Genomic DNA, 23,802 nt, shown 5'->3' with positions numbered 1-23,802 from the left:
TGCCCCGTTGCAAATGAGGAATTGGTGCGGCAGTCACGGCTTCGTGGCGGCGCTTCACCACGTCAATCGATGCCATGAAACACCGCATCGTCCGGACCGAGGTAGGCCGGCGGGCGCCACGCGGCATCGCGCATCGAGTGCTGAACGAGATGGTCGACGCCCAGCAGCACGGCGAAGATCGCCATGCGCACCGGAATGCCGTTATCCGTTTGCCGGAAGATCGCCAGTCGCGGGTCGTGGTTGAGGTCGATGCTCAGATCGTTGGCGCCGGGGCGGCTGTCGCGCGGCAGCGGGTGCATGATCAGCGTGTCCCGTCCGCAGGTGGCATCGACGAGTGCCTCGTTGATTTGAAATTCAGGCGTGTAACCTTCGAACGACTCGTCAGTGAAGCGCTCCTTTTGGATACGGGTGGCGTAGACGACGTCGGCGCCGCGAAGTCCCGCGGCCAGATCGTTCGATTGCTCGACGACATGACCGTTGCGCGAGATTTGATCGACGATGTAGGCGGGCATTTCGAGCGAAGCCGGTGAAATCAGCGTGAATTTGATGCCGCGATAAAGCGCGAGCAGTTTGACGAGCGAATGCACGGTGCGACCGTACTTGAGATCGCCGACGAGTGCGATGTGCGCCCCATCGACGATCTTGCCGAGCCGCGAGAACTCGCGCTGGATCGTATAGAGATCCAGCAGGGCCTGGCTGGGGTGCTCGCCGGGCCCGTCGCCGCCGTTGATGACGGGCAGGTTCGTCGCGCGCGCAAACTCGGCGACGGATCCTTGCTCCGGGTGCCGTACGACCAGCGCATCGACGTAGCCACTCATGACGCGGCTCGTATCGTAGATCGATTCGCCCTTGGCCATCGAAGAAAACGTGAAGCCCGTCGTGTCGCACACCGAGCCGCCCAGGCGGCAGAACGCGGCGCCAAACGAAACGCGCGTGCGCGTGCTGGCTTCGAAGAAGAGATTGCCGAGCACTGCGCCTTCGAGCACGCGCGATATCTTTTGGCGCCGCGCGATCGGCTGCATGACGTCGGCGACACGAAACAGCGCCTCGACCGATTCGCGCGAGAACTGATCGACCGACAGCAATTGAGGTTTGCCTTCGAATAGGATGCGGTTGCCCAGCGGGGCGGAATCTACGCGATGCGTATAGCCTTCTTCCCGGCCGCTGTTGAGCACGATCTCCGAAACGAAGCGCTCGACGATCTCGGGCATCGAGCGCGATTCCTGTGAATCTTCGGGCAAAAGCCACGTGTCAAGGGCGCGCCGACTCACGCCGATGCGGTTCGCGAAGGAATCGCGCGTCATGTTCATGCGGCGCATGGCGTCGCGCAGGAAGGCTTGCTGGGGGACGGTCATTGGCGGCCTCGGTCGGTTGAGAGTATGCGCGCTGCGTATAGTACGTCGCCGCTGGCGGAAGTCAAGGGGAAGTCAGGAAATCGTCACCGAAAGGATTGGCTTTGCGCGCGAGGGCCTGTACACTGCGGCGAATGGAAACGCGCCCCGTTTATTTCTCGTTGGTTGCCGTCACGTCCGCCCCGCGTTCTTCGCTGGGTGACGCAGCGGCGCTCGCCGTTTCCAAATCGAAAAAACAATCGCACGTCTGACCGGTGCGTTGTGCCGTCGGACGCGCGACGGGACAGCCACCTCCTCTCTGCTTCATCCAGCCTGCCCGGCGCCTTCCCTCGGATTCCTTCGGTCTCATTTGAGGTGAAGCAATGTCGATTTTTTCCGGTATTTGGATTCCGCTCGTCACGCCGTTCAACCTGGGCGCCGTCGATCATCGTGCGCTCGCCGCGCTGGTCGCTCGTTATCGCGATGCCGGCGTGGCCGGGTTCACCGCGCTCGGGACCACGGGCGAGCCCGCGGCGCTTTCGGGCGAAGAGCAGGACGCCGTGCTGGCGACGATCTTGCGCGCCGCGGAGGGCCTGCCGGTGGTGGCTGGCGTGGCGGGCAATCGCGCTGCAGTGCTGCGCGAGCGCGTCTTGCGGCTTAACGACGAGCCGATCGCAGGCGTGATGTTATGCGCGCCTTACTACATCCGACCGTCGCAAGCGGGGCTCGTCGAGCATTTTTCGACGCTGGCCGATGTCAGCGCCAAGCCCATCGTTCTCTATGACATTCCGTATCGTACCGGCGTGCGGCTCGAACCCGATACGCTGCTCACGCTCGCAGGTCATCCTCGCATCGCGGCCATCAAGGATTGTGCGGGCGTACCCGATACCACGCTCGCGTTGATTCTCGACGGGCGGCTCAAAGTGCTGGCCGGCAACGACGATGCGATATTCGCGTCGATATGCATGGGCGGCGCGGGTGCGATCTCGGCGGCGGCTCACGTTCGCCCCGAGCGTTTTGTGGCGATGTATCAGGCGTTGACGCAGGGCGATCTTGCGCAAGGGCGCGCAATCTATCACGAGCTGGCGCCGTTGCTGCGCGCGTTGGCGTCCGAGCCGAACCCTGCGCCCGTGAAGGCGGCCCTTGCAGCGCAAGGCTGGCTGAAGAACGAGTTGCGCTCGCCGATGACGCCCGTGAGCGACACGCTCATGCAGGCGTTGACGGGCTTGGCTGCTGCGTGAGTTCAGCGTTCGACGAAGGCGCGGTGTCGCTCTGCGTCGTCAGCGCAAAACCTTCGTCGAGCCACCCCGTGACGCCCCCGATCATCACTTTGACGGGGCGTCCCAAGCGAGCCAGACGGATCGCGCCACGCGTCGCGCCGTTGCAGTGCGGCCCGGCGCAGTAGGTCACGAACACGGTGTCGGGCGCGTAGTGCGCAAGCTTCGATGCAATGATCTTGCCGTGCGGGAGATTCACTGCGCCCGGCACGTGCCCCGCGGCGTACAGGCCGGGGCTGCGGACATCGAGCAAAACGAAGTCGGATTGGCCTTTTACGATCAGCGCGTCGTGGACGTCGGCGCAATCGGTTTCGAAACGCAGCGACGATTCGAAATGCGCGAGTGCAACGTCGCTCGCTGCCGGAGCGACGGCGGTCACTGCCGATGACGTGGTCATGGATACCTCTCTGTGGTTGTTTCGAACGTTGTTTCGAACGCAGCTGAATCGAAGGGTGTAAGCATTATTGCGAATGCCAGCCCCTGCCGGCAGTGGCGTAATCGACAAGATCCGGTAACATCGCGCCATGCACTCTCATCTTGTCGTGGCCGTCGCGTACGATCGGCTCTGCACTTTCGAGTTCGGCTGTGTCGTCGAATTGTTCGCGTTGCCGCGCCCGGAACTCGGCGTCGATTGGTATCGCTTCGCTGTTTGTGCGGCGGAGGGTGGCCCGATCCGAGCCGCGGGTGGTGTGACGATGACCGCACCCTATACGCTCAAGCTGCTCGATCGTGCCGATACGATCATCATTCCCGGTTGGCGCGATGCGGACGAAACGCCGCCGGAGCCGCTCTTACGCAAGTTGCGCGCGGCTGCGAGGCGCGGGGCGAGGCTCTGTTCGATCTGCTCTGGCGTGTTCGTGCTCGCGGCCGCCGGCGTGCTGGATGGAAAGACTGTGACGACGCATTGGCGCTACGCCGACAAGCTCAGGGCCCGGTATCCGTCATTGCGCGTGGAGTCGGATGCGCTTTATGTCGATGAAGAAACGATCGTGACGGCAGCGGGCTCTGCGGCCGGGCTCGATATGCTGTTGCATCTCGTGCGTCGCGATCATGGCGGCGCGGTGGCCAATCGCGTCGCGCAGCGGCTCGTCGTGCCGCCGCATCGCGATGGGGGGCAGGCGCAATTCGTTCCGCGTCCGATGCCGCCGGAGGACGACGGCGGCCGGCTCGCCCGATTGATCGATTGGATGCGCGCGCATGCGTCGTCGGCGCATACGATCGAATCGCTTGCGACACGCGCGGCGATGAGCGGGCGCACGCTGCAACGGCGGTTTCGCGAGGCGACGGGCCTCGGCCCCTATGAATGGCTGATACGCGAGCGTGTCGCGCTGGCGAAAGACATGCTCGAGACGCGGCCGCGGTTGTCGATCGGCGTGGTTGCCGAGCGTGCCGGGTTCGGTTCGGAGGAGTCGATGCGCCGCCATTTTCGTCGTATCGCCATGACGAGTCCGGCGGCCTATCGTCAGCGATTCGCACGCGGCAGTGCGAGGTAACGGCACATTCACCAAGCGATCATCATCGCGTCGTCCGGGTAGACGAAGGTGTGCTCACGCTCGTGGCGTCTCGCCGCCCCGTGTGCCGCAATCAACCTGCGCGGGCGTCGACGAGCGAGCGCAACGCTTGCGTAACCGATTCGATCACACTGTCCCAATCGCCGAGCGCGGGTTGCCTGAACAGTCGCGCGCTCGGATACCAGGGGCTGTCTTCGCGTTCGAGCATCCAGCGCCAGCACGTATCGAGCCGGTTCAATATCCAAACGGGCTTGTTCATGGCGCCAGCCAGGTGGGCCGTCGACGTATCGACCGATATCACGAGATCGAGATTGTCGACGAGTGCGGCCGTATCGGCGAAGTCGGTCAGCTCGCCGGTCCAATCGATGACACGTCGGCTTGCCTCGTGCCGCTCTCGCATGGCGTTCAATTGACGCTCGGCGCTTTCGCCCTTCTGCAAGCTGAAGAACTGCACGCCAGGCACCTCGACGATCGGTGCAAAGCGCTCGAACGATAAAGATCGCCGCGCGTCGTTCTTGCGCAATTCGGGCACGTGCGGGCGTAGACCCCCGGCCCATACGAGGCCCACTTTCACCGCGGGGGGCGATCCCGCCAGCGCTGCCTCGATCCGCGCGTGAAAGCGCGCCGATGCATCCCGCTGCGCGCGGAGGTAGGGCGTTCGAGCCGGAATCGTATCGATCGTCGTGCGCAGCGCAAGCGGCAGGCTCAGCAACGGGCTATGGCAATCGAACGCGGGCAGAGGGTCGCCGGCCGTCACGAGTTCGTCGACACCTTCGAGCCCTGAGAGCAAGCGCGTGAGCTCAGGTTGGACCTCGAGCACGACGCGCGCGCCTTGCGCGGAGACGAGCCCGGCGTATCGGCAAAACTGCAATGTGTCGCCGAGGCCTTGCTCGGCATGCAGCAGGACCGTCTTGCCTGCCAGCGGCGTATCGCCAAGCCATAGCGGTGCGTCGAACTGCCGAAGGCTCGGCGCGATGCGCGGGCGCTGCCAGCGCCATTCGTATTCGGCGAAACCGGCTGTGAGTTCGCCGGTTTGCAAGAGGCAAAGCGCACGGTTCCAATGCGTTTCGGGGGAATCGGGCGCCAGCGCCAGCGCGCGCTCGTAGCAGGCAAGCGCATCGGCATGGCGATTGAGGTCGACGTAGGTGAGGCCCAGGTTGTTCCAGGCATCGGCGAGTCCCGATGCCGCCGCCAATGCGCGCTCGTAGCTTGCCTGTGCTTCGAGCGGGCGGTTCAGGTCGGATAGCGCATTGCCGCGGTTGCTCCATGCTTCGGCATAGTTTGGCCGCAGTGCGAGCGCTTGATCGCAGCTGGCGACGGCCTCCTGCGGCCGGCCGAGATCGCGCAGGACGCAGCTGCGGTTGTTCCATGCTTCGGCGAAGCCCGGTTGGGCGGCGAGCGCTTTATCGAAACTGGCCAGCGCATCGTCGGGCCGATGCAACCTCGCCAGCGCCGTGCCTTGATTGTTCAGCGCATCGACGAAGCCGCTCTTGAGCGTGAGCGCCCGATTGGCAGCGGCCAGCGCGGCATCGTGGCGCCCCAGCGCGTTCAGGGCAAAGGCCAGATTCGAATGGACCGCCGCTTGTCGCGGGTCGATCTCGAGCGCTTTCTTCAGCATCGTGACGCCTTCCTCATAGCGGCCCGTCTGCAGCGCGAGCGCGCCCAGCAACTGAAGGGCATCGAAATGGCGCGGACGCAGTGCAAGTATTTCGCGGTAGACGGTTTCGGCTTCGGCCGATGCGCCGTTTTGCTGAAGCTCGACCGCTTCGCGAAGTAGGGTGTCGAGGTGGCGTGGACTGCCGGGTTTGCTCATGGGTTCGGGTGGGGTGAAACGGGCCGCGCGGCGTATCGAATGGATGACGCCGATTATCGCCGATACGCGACGGCTGCACCGTGGGGCCCCGGGCTGCCGCGCCGATTACAGCGACCGAATGTCGGCGGTCGGCGTTTGTCCGAACGCGTCGGAGAGCAGGTAGTCGACGAATTTGCCCGCAGCCTGCTCGGGCGACGTCAATTGCCCCGTGCGTTTCATCTCCTCGAAGCGCTCGCGCAACGGGAAGCGCGCCTCGTCGATGCCGCGGATCTGAGCCTGCATGTCCGTATCGACGACACCCGGGGCGACGCTCGCGATGCGCAGCCCATGCTCGGCATCGAGGGCGGCGGCACGGGCATGGTGATCCAATGCAGCCTTCGTCGCGCAGTAGATGTTCCACCCGGGGTACGGGTTGCGTGCAGCGCCGCTCGATACGTGCGCGATGCGCCGATCGGGCACGTCCTTCGTGGCCGCGCTGAACGCGCTCGCAAACATAAGCGGCGCGGCTACGTTGAGCGCGACCGCGCGGCCCACCTCGGCCGGCGGCTGCGTGGCGCCGGGACCGACAGGCCCCAGCGTCCCCGCGTTGTTGATGAGCAGCGCGCGCGCGGCGCCGCGCACGAACGCACCGAGACGGTCGCCCGACAGCCATTGCGCGAGCGCCTGGCTGTCGGACAGGTCGAGCTCGACTTCTTCGAACCTTGCCGGCGACGGTTCGGCATGGGCTGCAGGTGTCCGGCGCGAGCGCGCCACGCCAAGTACGTCGATGCCGCGCGAGCGCAGTGCGTCGACGATCGCGGCGCCCAGACCGCGCGTATGCCCTGTGACGATCGCTTTGGTGGTGAGGTTCGATGTCGTCATAACACGGTCTCCGCTCAGACTGTTTCAAGGGCGGGGTAGTCGGTGTAGCCGGCTGCGCCCGTGGAGTAATACGTTTCGGGATTCGGCTTGTTCAACGGCGCATCGAGCTTGAAGCGCGTCGGCAAGTCCGGATTCGCGATGAACAACTGGCCCCAGGCGACCGCATCCGCTTCGCCCGCATCGAGCGTCTGCTGCGCCGATTCTTTTGTGAACTTTTCGTTCGAAATATAGACGCCGCCGAACGCGCGCTTCAGTTGAGGGCCGAGGCGGTTCTCGCCGAGCGACTCGCGTGCGCAGATGAACGCGATGTGCCGCTTCCCGAGTTCGCGCGCGACGTAGCCGAACGTATCGGCGGGATTCGAATCGCCCATCGTGTGCGCATCGCCGCGCGGCGCCAGGTGAACGCCGACACGTGCTGCGCCCCATACCGCAATGCATTCGTCCACGACTTCGAGCAAGAGCCGTGCGCGGTTCTCGATCGGGCCGCCGTAGGCGTCGGTGCGCCGGTTCGTGCTGTCTTGCAGGAACTGGTCGAGCAGATAACCATTTGCGCCGTGGACTTCCACGCCGTCGAAGCCTGCTGCCTTCGCGTTTTCGGCGCCCTTGCGGAACGCCGCGACGATCCCGGCGATCTCGTGCAGTTCGAGTGCGCGCGGCGTGACGTACGGGCGCTGCGGGCGCACGAGACTCACGTGGCCGGCCGGCGCGATTGCGCTGGGGGCGACGGGCAATTCGCCGTTCAGGAAGATCGGATCGGACACGCGTCCGACATGCCAGAGCTGCAGGAAGATACGGCCGCCGGCGGCATGCACGGCGTCGGTCACGATTTTCCATCCTGCAACTTGTTCGTCGGACCAGATGCCTGGCGTGGCCGCATAGCCGAGGCCTTGCGGCGTAACCGACGTCGCCTCGCTCAAAATCAGGCCCGCCGATGCGCGCTCGGCGTAATAGTCCGCCATCAATGCGTTCGGCACACGCTCGTCGCCCGCGCGCTGGCGCGTGAGCGGAGCCATGATGATGCGGTTGGGCAAGGTCAGGTCGCCGACGACGAGCGGATCGAACAAAGTAGGCATGGCAGGTTTTCCTCATGGGCGCGACACGCCGAGGCGCGTCGCGATGCAAGTAACGATGGAGTTCACCGCTGGGCGGACGAGCGAGCAGGCGACAGCCTCACAAGTCGTCGCGCAGCGATGCGAGAAACGCTTGAATGACGGCTTCGTTTCGCTTGAAAAAGCTCCACTGACCGATGCGCTTCACCGTCACGAGCCCCGCGCTTTGCAGCGTGGAAAGATGGGCCGACACCGTCGACTGCGACAAACCGCAGCGCGCGTTGATCTGCCCGACGCAGACGCCGCATTCAAGCGGCACCTCTTGCTCGGGAAAGTAGGCGTCCGGCTCCTTGAGCCACGCGAGAATCTCGCGTCGCACAGGATTGGCGAGCGCCTTGTGAATGGCATCGATATCTATCGTCATTGCAAACGTTCGGGCGGCCCGCCATCACACGGTACGTGTAGATCCGATGCGGGTATCGCCAGTAGGAGAAGTTTATATCGTTTTTTTGCGATATACGCGAAACCCGCGTTGGCTAAAGGGGCGATAGGTGATGGGAAACAATTAAGTCTGTCGGGCTCGTGCCGCGACTGTAGATGGCCTCGAAGCTTATGATGCATCGACCAAAAAGTTGAAAAATGTATTGAGATGATATGTTGATAGTTAAAATAAATTGTCGCCGTGGTCTTCGAAGACTTCCAGGACGCGTTCGTGACGCTTTTCAGTCAGATGAAGGCGGAACGTAGAATCTGGCGAAGTCGGTGGCGGTGGAGTAAGAGATGTCGTCACGTCGGCGACGTTTGCTGGCATGGATTAGTTTCTTTTACGCCACCCCGAAAAAGTTTCTTTTACGGGGGTGTCGGTAGCCGCGAAGCCTTCCGCGACGGGACGTAAACGGAACTAATCATCGGGGACGCCGGATTCAAAATCCCGCTCCCTTTGTTTGCAGGCGCCGAGTCGATTTGCCGTCAGGGCGTTCGCCGGAAGGACGTCCCACCCCGCAGCGCCGTCATCTGGGACATAGGCGGGGTAAATCGCCCTTCCGCCGCCCGCTGCAATGCTCTGATTTTTTAAGCGCCGGCTGGCCAGCCGAGCCCGGTGTCCTTGAGAAGCAGAAACGTTTCTCAGACAGGGGTTAGAAGCGTTTTGCGAGGGAGGGAGACCTCCTCGCCAACCCGCGTGGCACAAGGCGAAAACGCTTTTAGTGGATGCACTCGGAACACCGAGTTTGCAACTCGGAATCACCCTCTCCTCATCACCGGAATTTTGGTGCCAAACTGCTCCTCATGCAGCCAGGGGCGCCCCGTACCACGAACCTCTCTGGCTGCCACGTTAGTCTTCCGCTTCTGCTCCTAAACAGGCTTTCGCCCGGTATTAGCCGCTCCACCGCCCCGGCCGGATACTCAGCCGGCCATTCCCTTGCCAGCATTTCCAGCGCCTCCCGTGTCACAGCGGCGATTGCTGCTCTGAAATCTTTCCCGGCGATGCTCTCGGCCGGTCGCCCTCCAGATGCGCCCTTCTCGTTTCTCATGTCGGCAGTTACGCTTACTGTTTCCAATAGTTTCTGCGCTCAGGCGTGCTTCACGATACTGCCAATCGGGACCACGACAGCGCCCGGGAAGCAGTCAAGCGTCTCCGCGAGAATGTTGATGTCTGGCCGAAGAGGTCGGGTCGAGACGGCTTCACCATCGCGGGTTCTCAAAGCAGCGTTCACACGAAGTTCGCCACCAACGCCGCTGACGAGAAAGAAAACAAAGAACGTTTTCGCCTCCAGATATTCGCCTGTGCGCCCGCCACCAACGTCGCCGCAGGCTTTTTCGTCATTCCTTTTCAAATCCGATGACCCTGATTTGGTCCGTGGTGAACGGTGTCACCGCCGACAGCAGACGCAATTGTAGATTTATATGCGGTAGATTAATATACAGTACACGAGAACGCAGTGTTGGGCGACGCTCCCATCTATGGAAATTGATAAGAACAAATTCGAACGTTGGCTGCGTGAGCGGTTCGCTGGCAACCTTCGACGAATACGCGAGCAGAGAAAGCTTTCTCAGGAAAAATTGGGGGCGGAGTGTGGCTTTCACCGGACGTATATCAGTCAAGTGGAACACGCCGTGAACATCACGCTTGATAGCCTTCAGAAACTCGCGAAGGTCCTTGAAGTCGACCCGGTCGAGCTACTAAGTGAAAGTGAACAGCCGGCAAAAGGTTGCCGATGCATTGATACGCCTCAACGATAGCAATGGTGTCGCGAGGTCGGCGTCCGCTGGAGCGGGCACCCTTCGGATTTGGGAAGCTAAGCTCAAGGCTTGCGGTCATCGTGACAGTTCAGGCGAGAGGGCGCCTGAAGTCGGGCGACTCGCGTTACGTGCCATAACACAAAAGAGTCAAAACGATGACGGAATTCGAGAGAAATCAAGAAGAATTGCGTAAGCTTTTAGACCTGAACCAGCAGTATTGGCTTCTCGGCGCCGGGGTGAGCTATGAATCAAATATCCCGCTCATGTATCAGCTCACCTACCGGGTGGACCAGTTGCTTGAGGGCCGGGACAGCGAGCTTTTCAGCTTGGTCGTTGAACAGTTACCTGAAGGAAGTCACGTTGAACACGTACTTACCCATCTCGGCGACCTAGTTGCCATCAGTCGACGCGTTCGTACGGGCACTGCCAGACTGGGCAACGAGGAGTGCACGGAAGCTGACCTCATCAACGCGTACCAAGCAATCATCGAAGCGATTGGCGTGACCGTGCGATACGGATACCGCCGTGGACAAAACGGCGAGGCGGACCTAGTAGGGCAATCCGGAAGTTCAATTGTCAAGATTGAGCACCACGTCGCGTTTCTCAGCGCGCTCTTCGACAACCGTTCAAACCTTGAGACCCGGAGCAATATCTCCTTTTTCACGACGAACTACGACACTCTCCTAGAGGACGCCTTGGCGCTAAAGCGGCGCGTCCCTATCGACGGCTTCAATGGTTCGGCGATTGGGTTCTGGGACCCTTCGGAGTTCGATGAACGCATCGGTCGTTCACAGACGAATCTTTGCCCTGTCTATAAGTTGCATGGTTCTGTCGACTGGGTAAATGACGCCACGTATGGCCTGGTTCGTTGCCGGTATGACGTCGACTACCTTTCGTCAAAGAAAAACCTGCTGATATACCCTCAGGCGACGAAGTACATCGAGACGCAAAAGGACCCCTTTGCTTACCTGTTTTCTCAATTCAGAGCATCCTTGGCGAGTCCGAGCGCGCATCTGCTGGCGGTCGCAGGATACAGTTTCGGCGACGACCATATCAACAACGAGATTGACCTGGCTCTTCAGTCTTATGGGAGCAAGACAAACCTAGTTGCCTTCTCGAAGGAGGTGAATGGCGCCGACGGCGTGACATGCCTTCCGCCAACTCTCGAGCGGTGGCGCAACGACCCTCGCATGAACACGCGCGTATACGTGGCCTCTGACAAGGCGTTGTACTGGGGCTCAAAGCGATTTCAGCCAAGTGATGGTGGACAACTTGGCTGGTGGTCGTTCAGCGGCCTGACCAAATTTCTCGACTCGGGTGAAGCGCAATGAGACCCTTCCAAGAGCATGCGGACCTGAGGCTTGGGAAGATTCTGGAGGTCAGCGGCACGTCCATTCGCGTCGAGATGGACCCAAACATCACTGAGCTTTCGAAGGCCATCGACGGAAGAGTATATGCGGTCGGGCAGCTGGCCAGCATAGTCAAGATTCACTATGGCCGGCGAGTGCTGTTTGCCTACGTCCGCATGCTCCGCATGAAGTCGGAAATTGCGCTGGTCGAGCAACAGCAGCGTATTGCGCCTGGTGATGACTCAAGGGTAATGGAGGCCGACCTCTTCGCCCAAGGGGTGTGGAATACTGAGTCGTGCGTTCTTGAGTATTCGCGAGGTGTCGAGACATACCCCCTCCCGCTGCAGTCAGTTTATCTGACCACAGCCGATGAACTGGAAATGCTTTACGTTGCCGCCGAGGGCGTGAACGAGAATGACGTTGCATCGCCGCTCGTCGCTTTGGGCGAGTACGTGGGCGCGAATGGTGCGACTTGCCGCGCCAACATTGATAAGCTCTTCGGGCAGCATTGCGCGATTCTCGGGTCAACGGGTTCAGGGAAATCAGGCACGGTGGCGGCAATCATTCATTCCGTTCTTGAGCACCGGGGATTGGATGGTCAGCTGATTCGCCCACGCATCGTTCTGATTGACCCGCACGGAGAATACGCGGCTGCGTTCAAGGAGAAGGCAGTCGTTTACAGAGCATACGACGCTGCTGTGCAGGATGGGGCGCAGGTCAACGCGCTACAACTTCCTTACTGGTTGATGAGCGGAGATGAACTTAGGGGCCTCATCGTCGGAAAGGGGGAGGCGGAGGCAACGTCACAGAACAATATCGTATTCAAAGCACTCAAACATGCCCGTATGGTCAGCGCCGGTATCGTTGAGCCGTTGCCTGCCGATGGAGTTCTTGGTGACCGCGTGGATGTGCTCTGCGCTGGCAAGACGATTGAGCACATTGGTGCCTTCGACCGGGATAGGCCTATCAAGTTTTCGTTGGCTGAATTCCGACGCCACATGGACGAAGTGCAGGGTAGAAAAACCGGGAAAGTAGATACTCTGTCTCCGTCAGATAGAAAATCACTCGACTCCCTCCTAGACAAGCTAGACGTGCTGACTGCCGACCCTCGACTGAGATTTCTCATGAGTGAGCACGAGGATGAATCGGTCGAATCCGTACTGGGCCAGCTTATTGGAGTGGCGGAAGGGCAAGCAACGGTCCGAATCATCGACATATCGGGCTTACGGAATGAAGTGGCTGGCCCGCTCGCGGCTGCAATCTCGAGACTTCTCTTTAGTTACAAAGTTTGGCAGACCCGCGCTGAGCGGGACCGTGACCCTGTACTGTTAGTCTGCGAGGAGGCACACAGGTATGTGCCGGACCGTGGTGACGCACAGTACCGGGAGGCTCAGGACGCAATCCGTCGCATCGCACGAGAAGGCCGAAAATACGGACTGGGCTTGATGCTCGTCTCCCAGAGGCCGTCGGACGTGGAAAGCACCGTGCTTTCTCAGTGCAACTCATGGGTCGTGTTGCGATTGACGAACGGAAGCGACCAAGAACATGTTGGTCGATTCCTACCGGACAGCTTAGCTGGCCTCACCCGAATCCTGTCGTCGCTCTCTCGTCGGGAAGCCGTATTTGTGGGCGAGGCCGCTGCGCTGCCAGCCCGCATCAAAATACGAGAGCTTACGCCTGAGCAGGTGCCGGACTCAGCAGATATTCGCTTTTCCTCCGGGTGGGCTGCTCAACCATTATCGAGTGTAGAGATTGAGAGCATTGTGCAAAGATGGACAGCGTTACCCCTGCCTATGCAACGGGTCGAGGAAGGGCGATAGATGAGATGTGTGGTGGTGGATAGCGCAGAGTTGTAGTGTCATAATGTGCATCCACAAAAAATAGAAAACAATGCTGCATGAAAAGGCAGGGAATGTACTGAATGGCAACGACCGCTGAAGACGAAAATCCGAGGATACATTTCGATAGGATTCTCGGACGTCACTACGTGGATGCGCGTATTCGTAAGCTGACCGTGCACGACGCGGGCCTACCACCCGTTGTCGCCCACTTCCTATATCCTGCGTTCAAGTCGGGCCAGCCAACTGTGGCGGAGCTGGTCATGATGTTGATGGGCGAAATAACGGGATTCTGCGCGACAAAAGCGCAGCGTCGACTGGCGAAAATGAGGGATGCTGCGGACCCATACGATTCCAGAGAAACTGAGGAGTTGGCCCGATGGGCGAAAGCAAGATTCATCAAAGCGAGAGAGTCAGATAGTCGCTCCGGAGAAGGTGGTGAACTCCTTCTCTACGTACTTGTGGAGCATTTCCTAAAAGCACCTTTAGTACTTTCGAAGATGCGACTGAAGACAAGTCCCGATATGCCCGTTCACGGAGCTGACGGCGTCCACGCCATGTGGGACATCGACGGAAATCGCTTGGCGATGGTATTTGGTGAATCAAAACTGCATCAAACATTCGCTAGCGGAATGGCGGAGGCAGCAGAATCGATTGGTTTGCTCGCCAGAAATGTGGACGGCCGGATGGAGAACGAGTTGCAGCTAACGACAGGCAACATTGACCTTGACGGATTCCCTTCTGAAATCCAGGAACACCTTCTGAGGTTCCTCCATCCCTATGCAACCGAGGAATCTAACTCCCGGGTGGACAAGTTCGCGCTGCTAGTTGGCTTCGATTTTCACGCCTACGGAAAAATAACCGGGAAGCCGGCAGCCGAGGCCGAAGAAGAATTCGTGAAACTTTACCGCAAGAATCTCAAAACGAGCCTTACAACCGCTCAATCGCATCTAAATGCGCACGATGTCTCCCTTGACACTGTAGATTTATTTTTCTTCCCTTTGCCGGATGTGCAAGCGTTCCGTGACGCTTTCGATAAGGCATTATATGGCTGAGCTACAACTTCAACTTGCTCGGCGTGTTGCAGAGCATGCGCATTTCAAAGCATCTTATGAAACCCTGCAGAAGGAGAGCCTTGCCTCGCTCTGGGGCCGGAGCGCGTCTCTACCGCGTGCCGAATCACGAAAGCTACTTCGCTCTGCCCTTATTTTTGCTCAATCGGGGGATGAACGATTCGCTGTCTTGTCGCAGGACATTATATACTCACTTGCATCCTTGCCACTTTTTGACGAGGAACGTGTGGTATGTCAACACGTCCTGGCAATGCTGGGAAATTTTCCCGCCAGTGATTTTGTTAAGCGCGACTTCGAAAGCCAATATCGATTGCCTTGGCAGTTAGGGCTTACGGAGGAGGTGCGCCGGGATGGTAACTTGATTCAAGTGTTGGGTGCACCGGTTCTTCTCACAGATTTCCAAGCGGATGTTTGGGAAGAGCTTATCGAACGTCAATTCCTGAGCATCGCTGCGCCAACATCCGCCGGAAAGTCCTTTCTGATTCAGACCTATCTGAAATCACTTATTGGTGAAGGCGATCGGCTTCTTGACGTTGCTTACATTGTTCCGTCACGCTCATTGATTCATGAGGTTCAAGCGTCGTTGAGTGCTGCATTCGCTGCGTTTCCGAACGCACCGATTATAAGCAGTGTCCCACGCGCAGACGACCGACTAGCAGTCAATCGGTCGCGAATTTTTGTATTTACTCAGGAGCGACTGCGAACGGCTATGGACGAGGCCGCGCTGACCCTTGATGTTTTGATTGTCGACGAGGCACAGCAAATATCCGATGGCTCACGAGGAATGTTGCTTCTTTCGTGCCTCGAAGACATGCATCGCCGAGCGCCTGCCGCTAAAATTTTATTTATCACGCCGGGTTCGCGAAGCGGAGGGCCAATTGGTTCTCTACTTGGGCTTGGCGACCTCCCTACGGTCGAAACTGCACTCCGTCCAGTACGACAGAATCTCATCTACGTAGATTTCATCACTGAAAAAAAGCAAAAGCTCCTTAACTTGTCGCTTCACCGGGACGCGGAATCGCCGCTATCGCTTGGAATGATTGAGTTGGAAAAAAAAGGGGGCACGACTGAGCAGCAACGTTTCCTTTCGGCGACTGTTACTTTAGGTGGTGATGGTCAAAACTTAGTGTATGCGTCCGGCAAGGCTGCCGCCGAAAAGTTGGCCGTGGGAATTGTTAGACTGACGCAGAAAAAACGCCAAGGGTCAGTTTCACTGAAAGAGCTGTCTGATTTCATCAGGCGCCACGTTCATCCGGAATACGCGTTGGCCAACTGTGTTGAGGAAGGCGTAGCATTCCATTACGGGAACATGCCGACGAATATAACAAAGGCGATTGAGGATTGTTTTTCTGCGGGGGAAATAAAGTACTTAGTCTGCACGTCCACATTGCTACAGGGCGTGAATCTCCCGGCGCGTAACATTTTTATCCATAACCCCCGAAAGGGAAAAGGTAATCCGATGGGGCCCGACGACTTCTGGAATCTGGCCGGCCGCGCAGGTAGACTTGCGAAGGACACCCATGGGAATGTCTTCTTGGTAGACTATGCAAAATGGGACAGAAAACCTATAGAGGAGCCTCGACAACGTGAAGTTGTCCCTTCGTTGACGAAGGCCTTTACGACTGCGCACCCGGTAGTTATGGAGTACGTTGAAGACAGAAATCACCGGTCTGGCGTGAAGGATACAAATTTTGCGGAAAGTGTCTTCACGCGTCTGTTCGTCGATGCTCAGGAGGGGGTGCTGGACCGTACCGTCGAGCGAGCAACACGTGGGGATTTTGGAGTCGAAGCAGAGAAGCTCAAAGCGGCGGTGAGCCAATATATAGGAAAAGTTAGTCTTCCTGCCGAGATAATTAAGAGAAACGCAAGCGTTTCCCCTCTCCGTCAACAGGCGATGTTCGACGTTCTCCTCGAAGGAGTGAAGCAACGGCGGCTCAAGGATTACGTGCCGCTACATCCTCTGCAACCGCACGCGGATGCTAAGGAGCGGCTTGAGTTTGTGATGTCGCTCATCCACGAGCACTTAGAGGGTAAGGCGAGCCAAGCAGGGAGATATTTTTCTTGGTTTTCGCTTAGTTGGATGCGGGGTAACTCGCTGAAAGACATGATTGACTTCCAGCTGCGCGACGCGCGGGAAAAGGCATCGGCCAGCGGCGGGGAGCCACCGGTGGCAGGAAAAATTATTATAAAGGTCCTTTCTGAAGTTGAAGAAAAATTGAGGTTTCACTACGTCAGGTATTTCGGCTGCTATATCGATTTGTTGAAGTACGCCGTGAAGACCATCTCGCCGGACCGTGAGTTTGATGTTCCACCTATCCCCCTATTTCTCGAGCTCGGGGCCTGCAGTGGAACCATGATTGGTTGTATGGAGCTTGGTCTTTCCCGAATTGCGGCGCGCGAAGTCATGGATTTTCTGGGTGCCCAGGATTTGGATGCCGTGGCCGTGAAAAAACGGCTTCGGAATTCGAAGCTTGCGACCTCAGGGCTATCGCATATAGTCCTCGCGGAGTTGAACCGAATCGGGTTGAGCGCAGTTTAGGAATAGCTGAATTTCTCCCATGATAGCTGCCGTTGAAGGCATGTGGTTATACACAACGTGGCAGTCGGGCCGAGGGGGCGGGAAAGCCTGTTTACTTTCAATGACATAGCGCAGCGCTTGTAAACTGTCGGCGGATGTCGTTTACTTTGCGCTTTTGAGCGCACGCCTTGGTCACCGAATCGACGCCCTGGACACAAACGGAATTCGAGCAACTGGACCTGGGTGACGCGCGCCTGAACAAGCGAGCGAGGCTTTTGATGGAAAGAATGTCGGCCGAGCCGACGGCCAGTGTGCCTCAGGCATGCCACGGTTGGGGCGAAACGATAGCCGCGTACCGCTTCTTCGATAACGAGAAGGTCCAGTGGCATTCGATTCTGGAGCCGCATTGGCAGCTGTGAACGCCGCCCGTCGGTCACCGAAATTATCTTGGAGGAAAACGTTTCAGAATGATGTTTGATTGGAGGAAATTGCTAATATGGACATTTTTTCAGTCGAAGATAGCCGAAAATCGCTCCACATCCAGCGGCACAATACGAACCTTCCTCTCTTCCCGAATCGGATCCATCGAGGTTGCCGTGATTTCCTTCGACTTGCTTCTCGCCTTCATCGTCGCGCTGATCGTGGTTTATGCGATTCCGGGGCCCGACATGGCTTTGATACTGCAAACGAGCATCACCCGCGGCACACGCACGGCGCTCATGACGGCCGGCGGCTTGGCCGCCTCCCGTGCGACTCACGTCACGCTCTCGGCTTGCGGTGTGGCGGCGCTGCTGAAGGCCGCTCCCTGGCTTTACGAAGTCGTCCGATACGGCGGCGCCGTTTATCTCGCCTACGTCGCGATCCAGATCTTTCGCTCGCCGATGTTCGCGCTGCAGGCGGGCAATGCGTCCGCGCAAGCGGCTGGCGAGCGCGGCGCATTGCGGCAGGCATTCACCAAAGGCCTGTTGACGAATCTGCTCAATCCGAAGGCTTTGCTGTTCTGCTCGGTGCTGCTGCCGCAGTTCATCCGTCCGGCCGCCGGCCCCGTCGCGCTTCAGGTGACGGAACTCGGCGTGGTCCTGCTCATCGTGGGCATGCTGTTCGACACGCTTTACGCCGTCGGCGCCGCGCGTATCGCGACGGCGCTGCGCAAGTATCCGCTTGCGCAAACGCTTCAGCGCTGGACGTTTTCCGCTGCGTTGCTCGGTTTCGCGTTGCGTTTGTCGTTCGACTGAGCTTCGAGTCGAAAGCCGGAAAACGCCGGTTTTGACCGCCTGCGACTTGCCCGAGGGCAGCGTGCAAGCCGCAGGCGAGCGTCAGGCGAGCGTCAGGCCAGCCGTCCCAGGTAGTCGAATTTGCCTAGCTCGACCCCGTTGTGACGCAAGATCGCGTACGCCGTCGTCGTGTGAAAGTAGAAGTTGGGAAGCGCAAAGTCGAGCAGATACGTCCGCCCCAACAACTCGTGCTTGCCGCTGGGCAGGCTCAGCGTAACGGTGCGCGCTTCGCTGCCTTCCAGTTGCGCCGCATCGAACCCGCTCAGATAGGCGAGGATCTTGTCGATACGCGCGTAGAGTTCGTCGAACGTCGTCTCGGTGTCCTCATCCTTCGGCGGCTCGACGCCCGCCAATCGCGTGATGCAGAACTTGGCGGCATCGGTCGCGATCTGCACCTGCCTCGTGAGCGGATACATAGTCGGATAGAGCCGGCTCGACAGCAGGATCGAGGGCTCGATGCGCTGCGTCAGCGCGTGGTCGTGCGCCTTTTGCAGCACGGTGCGCAGGTTCGTGAGGCCACGCGTGAACACGGGCACCGTAGCTTGGTATACAGACAGAGTCATGGGCTGGGTCTTCCTTTCTTATTGACATTTGGCGCGGGCCGGATCGCACGAAACGCGGTCGTGCCCGGCACGCCGGCGCGGCGCAACTCCGGCCCTGCGCGGCCATCATATGCCGACGCGGCAATATCTGCTGGCGATGCCAACGCAGGCCCGTGCGGCAACCGGACGGAGCCCCGCTGGCGCCACAACACGCAGCGTCTCCTGGCGTATGCCGAACGGCTAACGTGCGTGTGGCGCACTGCGCGCGCGGCCTTCGATGGACTACACTTTGAGCAGTTGTCCGACGAATGGCTGCACTGCTCTCTGCGATTCCGATAGGCGGCTCAGCATCGCGTAGCGGCCGCCGCTGCGGCGCGGCAGGAACTGCGCGAGCAAGGCGCTTGTCGGAGCTTCGGCGTACCTACTACGTGAGGAGCGTCATACATGACCCAAGCGAGACAGAGGCTGGCCGGCAGCGATCGTGCCGCCGTTGAAAATGCGAAGTGCCTCGGTCCGATCGACCCGCACGAAACGATGCGGGTAGTCGTCACCCTGCGCCGGCGGGGCGGGCGAGAACTCGAAGATCTGGCACAGCGCATCGCACGCGATGAGGCGGCGCCGGTCTCGCGCGACGAGTTCGAGAAGCGTTTCGCCGTTGCCCCCGAAGACTTTGCCAAGCTCGAAGCGTTCGCACGCGAGTATCGGCTCACGATCGCGCGGCGGGACCTGTGCGCCGCGAAAGTGGTGCTTGCCGGCACCGCCGAGCAGTTCCAGGCGGCGTTTGGCGTGGAGTTGTTGCACTATGAGCATCCGTCGCTGGGGCGCTTCCGCGGTCGTACGGGCGCCATTACGATTCCGGACGATATCGCCGGTGTCGTCACGGCGGTGCTCGGCCTCGATGACCGGCCCCAGGCGCAACCTCATTTCCGATTTCGTCCGGTGTCCGGGCCCATCATGGCTCACGCCGCCGCGCACGCGTTCACGCCGCTGCAGTTGGCTTCGCTCTATGAATTTCCCCCGGGCGACGGCGCCGGGCAGTGCATCGGCCTCATCGAACTCGGCGGTGGGTTTGTGAAATCAGACTTGTCTGCCTATTTTTCTGGGCTCGGTGTTCCGACTCCGGACGTCGTTTCGGTCCCGGTCGATGGCGCCAACAATAGGCCGACCGGCGATCCGAGCGGCCCCGACGGCGAAGTGACGCTCGATATCGAAATCGCCGGCGCCATTGCGCCCAAAGCGAAGATTGCCGTGTATTTCGCGCCGAACAGCGATGCCGGATTCGTCGACGCCGTCTCGCATGCGCTGCACGATTCGACGAACAAGCCATCGGTCTTGTCGATCAGTTGGGGAGGCCCGGAAAGCGCGTGGACTCAACAGGCGATCACGAGCTTCAGCGACACGTTGCAGTCCGCTGCGGCGTTAGGCGTGACGATTTGCGCGGCGTCGGGCGACAACGGTTCGAGCGACGGCGCTGCCGACGGCGGCGATCACGTCGACTTTCCGGCCGCGAGTCCGTACGTGCTCGCCTGCGGCGGCACGCATGTGACTGCTTCGGCCGGCGCTCAATCGATCACGAAGGAAGTGGTTTGGAACGACGGGTCGTCCGGCGGGGCGACCGGCGGCGGTGTCAGCACGCTGTTCGCGCTGCCTGTCTGGCAGGAAGGACTGAAGGCGACCCGCGCCGATGGTTCCGTCGCACCGCTCAAAAAACGCGGCGTGCCAGATGTCGCCGCGGACGCTTCGCCTACCTCCGGCTACGACGTGCTGATCGATGGCCAGAGCGCCCCTGTCGGCGGCACGAGCGCCGTCGCGCCGCTGTTCGCGGGGCTCGTTGCGCGCATCAACGCACAAAACGGCAAGAACGCCGGGTTCTTGAACGCAAAGCTCTACCAAGCGGCGAGCGCATTCAACGACATCACGGCCGGCGATAACGGCACCTATGCCGCGGCGCAAGGTTGGGATGCCTGCACGGGCTTGGGTAGTCCCAACGGGCGTCGAATTGCCCAGGCGTTGGCGGCGTCAGGGGCGGGCTCGGGCAAAAAGCCCGGCGGCTGACGATAGCGATCAAAAGAAGCGATCGAAAGAAGCGATTCAATGAAGCGATTCGACGACACGTATTCTCGCCCGCGCGCCAGGGACCGAGGCGCGCGGGCACGCAGCAGCAGTTCGCCAACGAAGCCTGCGCATGCGCTCGGACCCGCACGCCGGCCACAACCGATGGAGCCATTACGATGAATTCCGATACGGGCAGCCCGCAATCGTCGTCTCACAATTCGCACGCGCCGTCGCCGGGTAGAGCCTCGATGCCGCACGTGTTCCTGGGGCGTCACCAGCATGACCAGCCTTTCTACGACGAGGTCGCATATGGGAAGGGACCTGACGATTTCGTGACCGATACGAGCGAAACCGCGGCGGTCACCCATCACTCGATCACGATCGGCGGCAGGAAGATCGACTACACGGCTACGGCCGGGCATCTGGTGACCGTCGACGAATCGAGCTCGAAGCCGAACGCGAAGATGTTTTACGTGGCGTTCACGGAAGACAACCAGCAAGAACAAACGCGGCCTGTCACGTTCTTTTACAACGGTGGCCCGGGTTCCTCGGCGGTGTTCGTCCTGCTCGGCTCGTTCGCGCCGAAGCGCATCAAGACATCGATGCCAGGCTTCACGCCGCCGGCCCCTTACACGCTGGAGGACAATCCGGACAGCCTGCTCGACAAGAGCGATCTCGTCTTCATCAATCCCGTCGGGACGGGCTACTCGGCTGCGATTTCGCCGAACAAGAATCGGGATTTTTGGGGCGTCGATCAGGATGCCCGCTCGATCAAGCAATTCATCAAGCGATTCCTGACGAAGAACGACCGCTGGAACTCGCCGAAGTACTTGTTCGGCGAGTCGTACGGCACGGCGCGCAGCTGTGTGCTTGCCTACATGCTGCACGAAGACGGCATCGATCTGAACGGCGTGACGCTGCAGTCGTCGATCCTCGATTACTCGCAGGCCGGCAATCCGGTCGGTGCGTTGCCCACGGCGGCCGCGGACGCGTGGTTTCACAAGCGGCTCGGCGTCGCGCCGACGCCGACCGACCTCGGCGCATTCGTCGAAGAAGTGGCTCAGTTCGCGCGTACCGAGTACCTTGGCGCGTTGCGCAAGTTTCCGCAGACCGACGATGCCGTGGTCGAAAAGCTCTCGCAATACACGGGCATCGACAAGACGACGCTGCTGGCCTGGAGTCTGGATATCGCCGGCTATGACAGCCGCGGAAACTCGCTGTTCCTGACGACGCTGCTGAAATCCAAAGGGGTGGCGCTGGGCGCCTATGACGGACGCGTGACGGCGATCGACACGGGCATTGCCGGCCAGATCGATCCCAATTCGGGTGGCAACGATCCGACCATGACGGCCGTTTCAGGCGTCTATACGACGATGTGGAACGAGTACCTCAACGAGCAATTGAAGTACACCTCGACCTCGTCGTTTACCGACTTGAACGATGAAGCATTCAAGTATTGGGACTTCAGCCACACCGACCCGACCGGTGCGGAAAAGGGCAAGGATGCGCAGGGGAACATCGTCCTTTATACGGCGGGCGATCTTGCGGCCGTGATGGCGTTGAACATCGATCTGAAGGTGCTGTCGGCCAACGGCTTCTACGATTTCGTGACGCCGTTCTATCAAACGGTTCTCGATTTGCAGCAGATGCCGCTGATCGAGCAATCGGTGCGTAACAACCTGTCGGCGCGGTTCTACCCGTCCGGGCACATGGTCTATCTGGACGGTGGCTCTCGCACCGCGCTGAAGGCCGATCTCACGAAACTGTATGACGCCGTCAGCGCCGACGCCCCGGCGATGGCGCGCGTGCGCTCCCTGCAACAGCGGCACCGGGCGTAAGCGGTCGATTCGGTGCAACGGCAGGCGGCAGTGCCGGCGGTGGTCGGTGCTGCCGTTTTTTTATGGGTGCAACCGCAGTGAAGGCCCACGGTTGCCGAGCACGGGGTTTGCTTCAACGCTCGCAGGCAAGCACTTTTGGCGACGAACTTTAATGACAGATGTAAAAATTCCCGGCGGGCGCAGCGGGCGCCGCTCGCATCACCACTCGAGGAGCCACCGTAACGGATATCAGCAAATGGATCGACCAAGGGGCAACGTGCACCGCTATCTGACTGTCGCCTTGCGATACGCGGTTTGGCCGCTTTGCGCCATGCCCCTGATGGCGTCGGCCGCCGCGGACCCGGCCGCATCGGCGCCAGCGTCGGCTTCCGCCGCAGCAGCGTCGGCCGCCTCGGCGGCTGTGAGGGCCGCCGCCCGGCATGCAGCGGATGTCGCCGCGCATCTCGACCCGCGCGACGCGTTGAAGCTGGCGAGTCAGTTCGAGAGCGACGTGGCTCGACGGCTCGCCGTGCCGCCGCAGGATCAGATCGCTTACGGCCAACGTCTTCAGGCCGCGTTGGCGAAGAATGGGCTCGGCGCGTTGGGACGGCAATATGTCGTGCTGGTCGACCGCAATCCCGAAGTGCAGGCGCTTTTTATCTACTTCCGCGGCGACCCGTCGGATAAGTGGACCTTGATCGGCGCGTCGCCGGTCTCCACCGGGTGGCCGGGTCGTTACGACCATTTCGTCACGCCGGTCGGCGTGTTCGAGCACACGCCGCAAAACATGGATTTCCGCGCCGAGGGCACGCTGAACGAGAACAAGATCCGCGGCTACGGGGCGCGCGACATGCGAATCTTCGATTTCGGTTGGACCGACGCCGAGCGCGGATGGGGCAAGGGCGGGGTGTCGTCGATGCGTTTTCAAATGCATGCGACAGATCCCGACAAGCTCGAGCCGCTTCTCGGCATTCGCCATTCGAAGGGCTGCGTGCGCATTCCGAACTCGCTCGATCGTTTTCTCGATCATCACGGTATCCTCGATGCCGACTATCAGGCGATGGCCGATGCAGGTGTTCCGCTCTGGGTGCTGCATCCCGACCGCGCCGTCACACCGTGGGCCGGGCGATATCTGGTGGTGATCGATTCGGGGGCGAAGACGCGGCCGGCCTGGTCGCCGCTGCCGCAGGCGGAACTGCGCGAGCGGATGAAAGGGAACGCGGACACGGCTGATTAAGCCATCGGCCATCGCC

The 23,802-nt window shown here is 60.3% G+C and carries 19 protein-coding genes and 1 pseudogene; 12 read left to right on the top strand and 8 right to left on the bottom strand.

The window, feature by feature from the left end:
• Window positions 1-62: 62 nt before the first annotated feature.
• Window positions 63-1,355 (bottom strand): aspartate carbamoyltransferase, encoded by a 1,293-nt coding sequence (locus C0Z19_RS13755; protein WP_102610390.1) that lies wholly within the window; start codon window positions 1,353-1,355, stop codon window positions 63-65.
• 359 nt (window positions 1,356-1,714) lie between these two features.
• Between C0Z19_RS13755 and dapA the strand changes: the two genes are divergently transcribed.
• Complete coding sequence (gene dapA / locus C0Z19_RS13750) at window positions 1,715-2,572, top strand: 4-hydroxy-tetrahydrodipicolinate synthase (RefSeq protein WP_102610389.1); 858 nt, start codon at window positions 1,715-1,717, stop codon at window positions 2,570-2,572.
• Here dapA and C0Z19_RS13745 read toward each other — a convergent pair.
• Window positions 2,538-3,005, bottom strand: a complete 468-nt coding sequence (locus C0Z19_RS13745) for a rhodanese-like domain-containing protein (RefSeq protein ID WP_102610388.1) — start codon at window positions 3,003-3,005, stop codon at window positions 2,538-2,540. The genes dapA and C0Z19_RS13745 overlap by 35 nt on opposite strands.
• A gap of 127 nt (window positions 3,006-3,132) precedes the next feature.
• Here C0Z19_RS13745 and ftrA point away from each other — a divergent pair, with 127 nt between their 5' ends.
• The gene (gene ftrA / locus C0Z19_RS13740) at window positions 3,133-4,101 is read left to right on the top strand and encodes a transcriptional regulator FtrA (protein ID WP_102610387.1); all 969 of its coding nucleotides are present in this window, start codon (window positions 3,133-3,135) and stop codon (window positions 4,099-4,101) included.
• Window positions 4,102-4,192: 91 nt separating this feature from the next.
• On the opposite strand, the gene C0Z19_RS13735 is transcribed toward ftrA, so the two are convergent.
• The 5 genes from C0Z19_RS13735 to C0Z19_RS27960 all read right to left on the bottom strand — a co-directional run bounded on the left by C0Z19_RS13735 (window position 4,193) and on the right by C0Z19_RS27960 (window position 9,677).
• Window positions 4,193-5,932: a tetratricopeptide repeat-containing glycosyltransferase family protein gene (locus C0Z19_RS13735; RefSeq protein WP_102610386.1), complete on the bottom strand. Its 1,740-nt coding sequence runs from the start codon at window positions 5,930-5,932 to the stop codon at window positions 4,193-4,195.
• Between the two features lie 105 nt (window positions 5,933-6,037).
• Window positions 6,038-6,793 carry an SDR family oxidoreductase gene (locus tag C0Z19_RS13730; protein WP_102610385.1) on the bottom strand — a complete coding sequence of 252 codons (756 nt, stop codon included), beginning with the start codon at window positions 6,791-6,793 and terminating at the stop codon, window positions 6,038-6,040.
• 14 nt (window positions 6,794-6,807) lie between these two features.
• Window positions 6,808-7,866, bottom strand: coding sequence for an alkene reductase (locus C0Z19_RS13725; protein ID WP_102610384.1), 1,059 nt, complete (start codon window positions 7,864-7,866; stop codon window positions 6,808-6,810).
• 97 nt (window positions 7,867-7,963) lie between these two features.
• A complete protein-coding gene (locus C0Z19_RS13720; protein ID WP_102610383.1) occupies window positions 7,964-8,266 on the bottom strand; it encodes an ArsR/SmtB family transcription factor in 303 nt (100 codons plus the stop codon).
• Between the two features lie 1,147 nt (window positions 8,267-9,413).
• Window positions 9,414-9,677 (bottom strand): hypothetical protein, encoded by a 264-nt coding sequence (locus tag C0Z19_RS27960; RefSeq protein ID WP_146012053.1) that lies wholly within the window; start codon window positions 9,675-9,677, stop codon window positions 9,414-9,416.
• Between the two features lie 127 nt (window positions 9,678-9,804).
• On the opposite strand from C0Z19_RS27960, the gene C0Z19_RS13710 reads away from it, so the two are divergent.
• From C0Z19_RS13710 to C0Z19_RS13680, 7 genes and pseudogenes are all read left to right on the top strand, one after another.
• Window positions 9,805-10,083, top strand: coding sequence for a helix-turn-helix domain-containing protein (locus C0Z19_RS13710; protein WP_102610381.1), 279 nt, complete (start codon window positions 9,805-9,807; stop codon window positions 10,081-10,083).
• A gap of 155 nt (window positions 10,084-10,238) precedes the next feature.
• A complete protein-coding gene (locus C0Z19_RS13705) occupies window positions 10,239-11,414 on the top strand; it encodes an SIR2 family protein (RefSeq protein WP_102610380.1) in 1,176 nt (391 codons plus the stop codon).
• A 74-nt stretch (window positions 11,415-11,488) separates the two neighbouring features.
• The gene (locus C0Z19_RS13700) at window positions 11,489-13,252 is read left to right on the top strand and encodes an ATP-binding protein (protein ID WP_233196125.1); all 1,764 of its coding nucleotides are present in this window, start codon (window positions 11,489-11,491) and stop codon (window positions 13,250-13,252) included.
• A gap of 101 nt (window positions 13,253-13,353) precedes the next feature.
• Window positions 13,354-14,325 (top strand): HamA C-terminal domain-containing protein, encoded by a 972-nt coding sequence (locus C0Z19_RS13695; protein ID WP_059668597.1) that lies wholly within the window; start codon window positions 13,354-13,356, stop codon window positions 14,323-14,325.
• Window positions 14,318-16,882, top strand: a complete 2,565-nt coding sequence (locus C0Z19_RS13690; protein WP_158242974.1) for a DEAD/DEAH box helicase — start codon at window positions 14,318-14,320, stop codon at window positions 16,880-16,882. Before C0Z19_RS13695 ends, C0Z19_RS13690 begins: the two co-directional genes overlap by 8 nt.
• 167 nt (window positions 16,883-17,049) lie before the next feature.
• Window positions 17,050-17,274 (top strand): annotated as a pseudogene (locus tag C0Z19_RS13685) (IS4/Tn5 family transposase DNA-binding protein); the annotation flags it as partial.
• Between the two features lie 183 nt (window positions 17,275-17,457).
• The gene (locus C0Z19_RS13680) at window positions 17,458-18,096 is read left to right on the top strand and encodes a LysE family translocator (protein ID WP_102610376.1); all 639 of its coding nucleotides are present in this window, start codon (window positions 17,458-17,460) and stop codon (window positions 18,094-18,096) included.
• A 92-nt stretch (window positions 18,097-18,188) separates the two neighbouring features.
• Here C0Z19_RS13680 and C0Z19_RS13675 read toward each other — a convergent pair whose 3' ends face one another.
• Window positions 18,189-18,698: a DUF1993 domain-containing protein gene (locus C0Z19_RS13675; RefSeq protein WP_102610375.1), complete on the bottom strand. Its 510-nt coding sequence runs from the start codon at window positions 18,696-18,698 to the stop codon at window positions 18,189-18,191.
• 423 nt (window positions 18,699-19,121) lie between these two features.
• On the opposite strand from C0Z19_RS13675, the gene C0Z19_RS13670 reads away from it, so the two are divergent.
• The 3 genes from C0Z19_RS13670 to C0Z19_RS13660 all read left to right on the top strand — a co-directional run bounded on the left by C0Z19_RS13670 (window position 19,122) and on the right by C0Z19_RS13660 (window position 23,786).
• Window positions 19,122-20,732: a S53 family peptidase gene (locus C0Z19_RS13670; RefSeq protein ID WP_102610374.1), complete on the top strand. Its 1,611-nt coding sequence runs from the start codon at window positions 19,122-19,124 to the stop codon at window positions 20,730-20,732.
• Window positions 20,733-20,908: 176 nt separating this feature from the next.
• Entirely contained in the window at window positions 20,909-22,570 is a 1,662-nt protein-coding gene (locus tag C0Z19_RS13665) for a S10 family peptidase (protein WP_102610373.1), read from the top strand.
• Window positions 22,571-22,805: 235 nt separating this feature from the next.
• Window positions 22,806-23,786: a L,D-transpeptidase gene (locus C0Z19_RS13660; protein WP_425330265.1), complete on the top strand. Its 981-nt coding sequence runs from the start codon at window positions 22,806-22,808 to the stop codon at window positions 23,784-23,786.
• Window positions 23,787-23,802 lie beyond the last annotated feature (16 nt).

This window comes from Trinickia soli (genome assembly GCF_002879855.1).
Classification (GTDB): domain Bacteria; phylum Pseudomonadota; class Gammaproteobacteria; order Burkholderiales; family Burkholderiaceae; genus Trinickia; species Trinickia soli.
The sequence above is the reverse complement of the archived record's forward strand: the minus strand, read 5'-3'. Positions and strand labels throughout refer to the sequence as shown.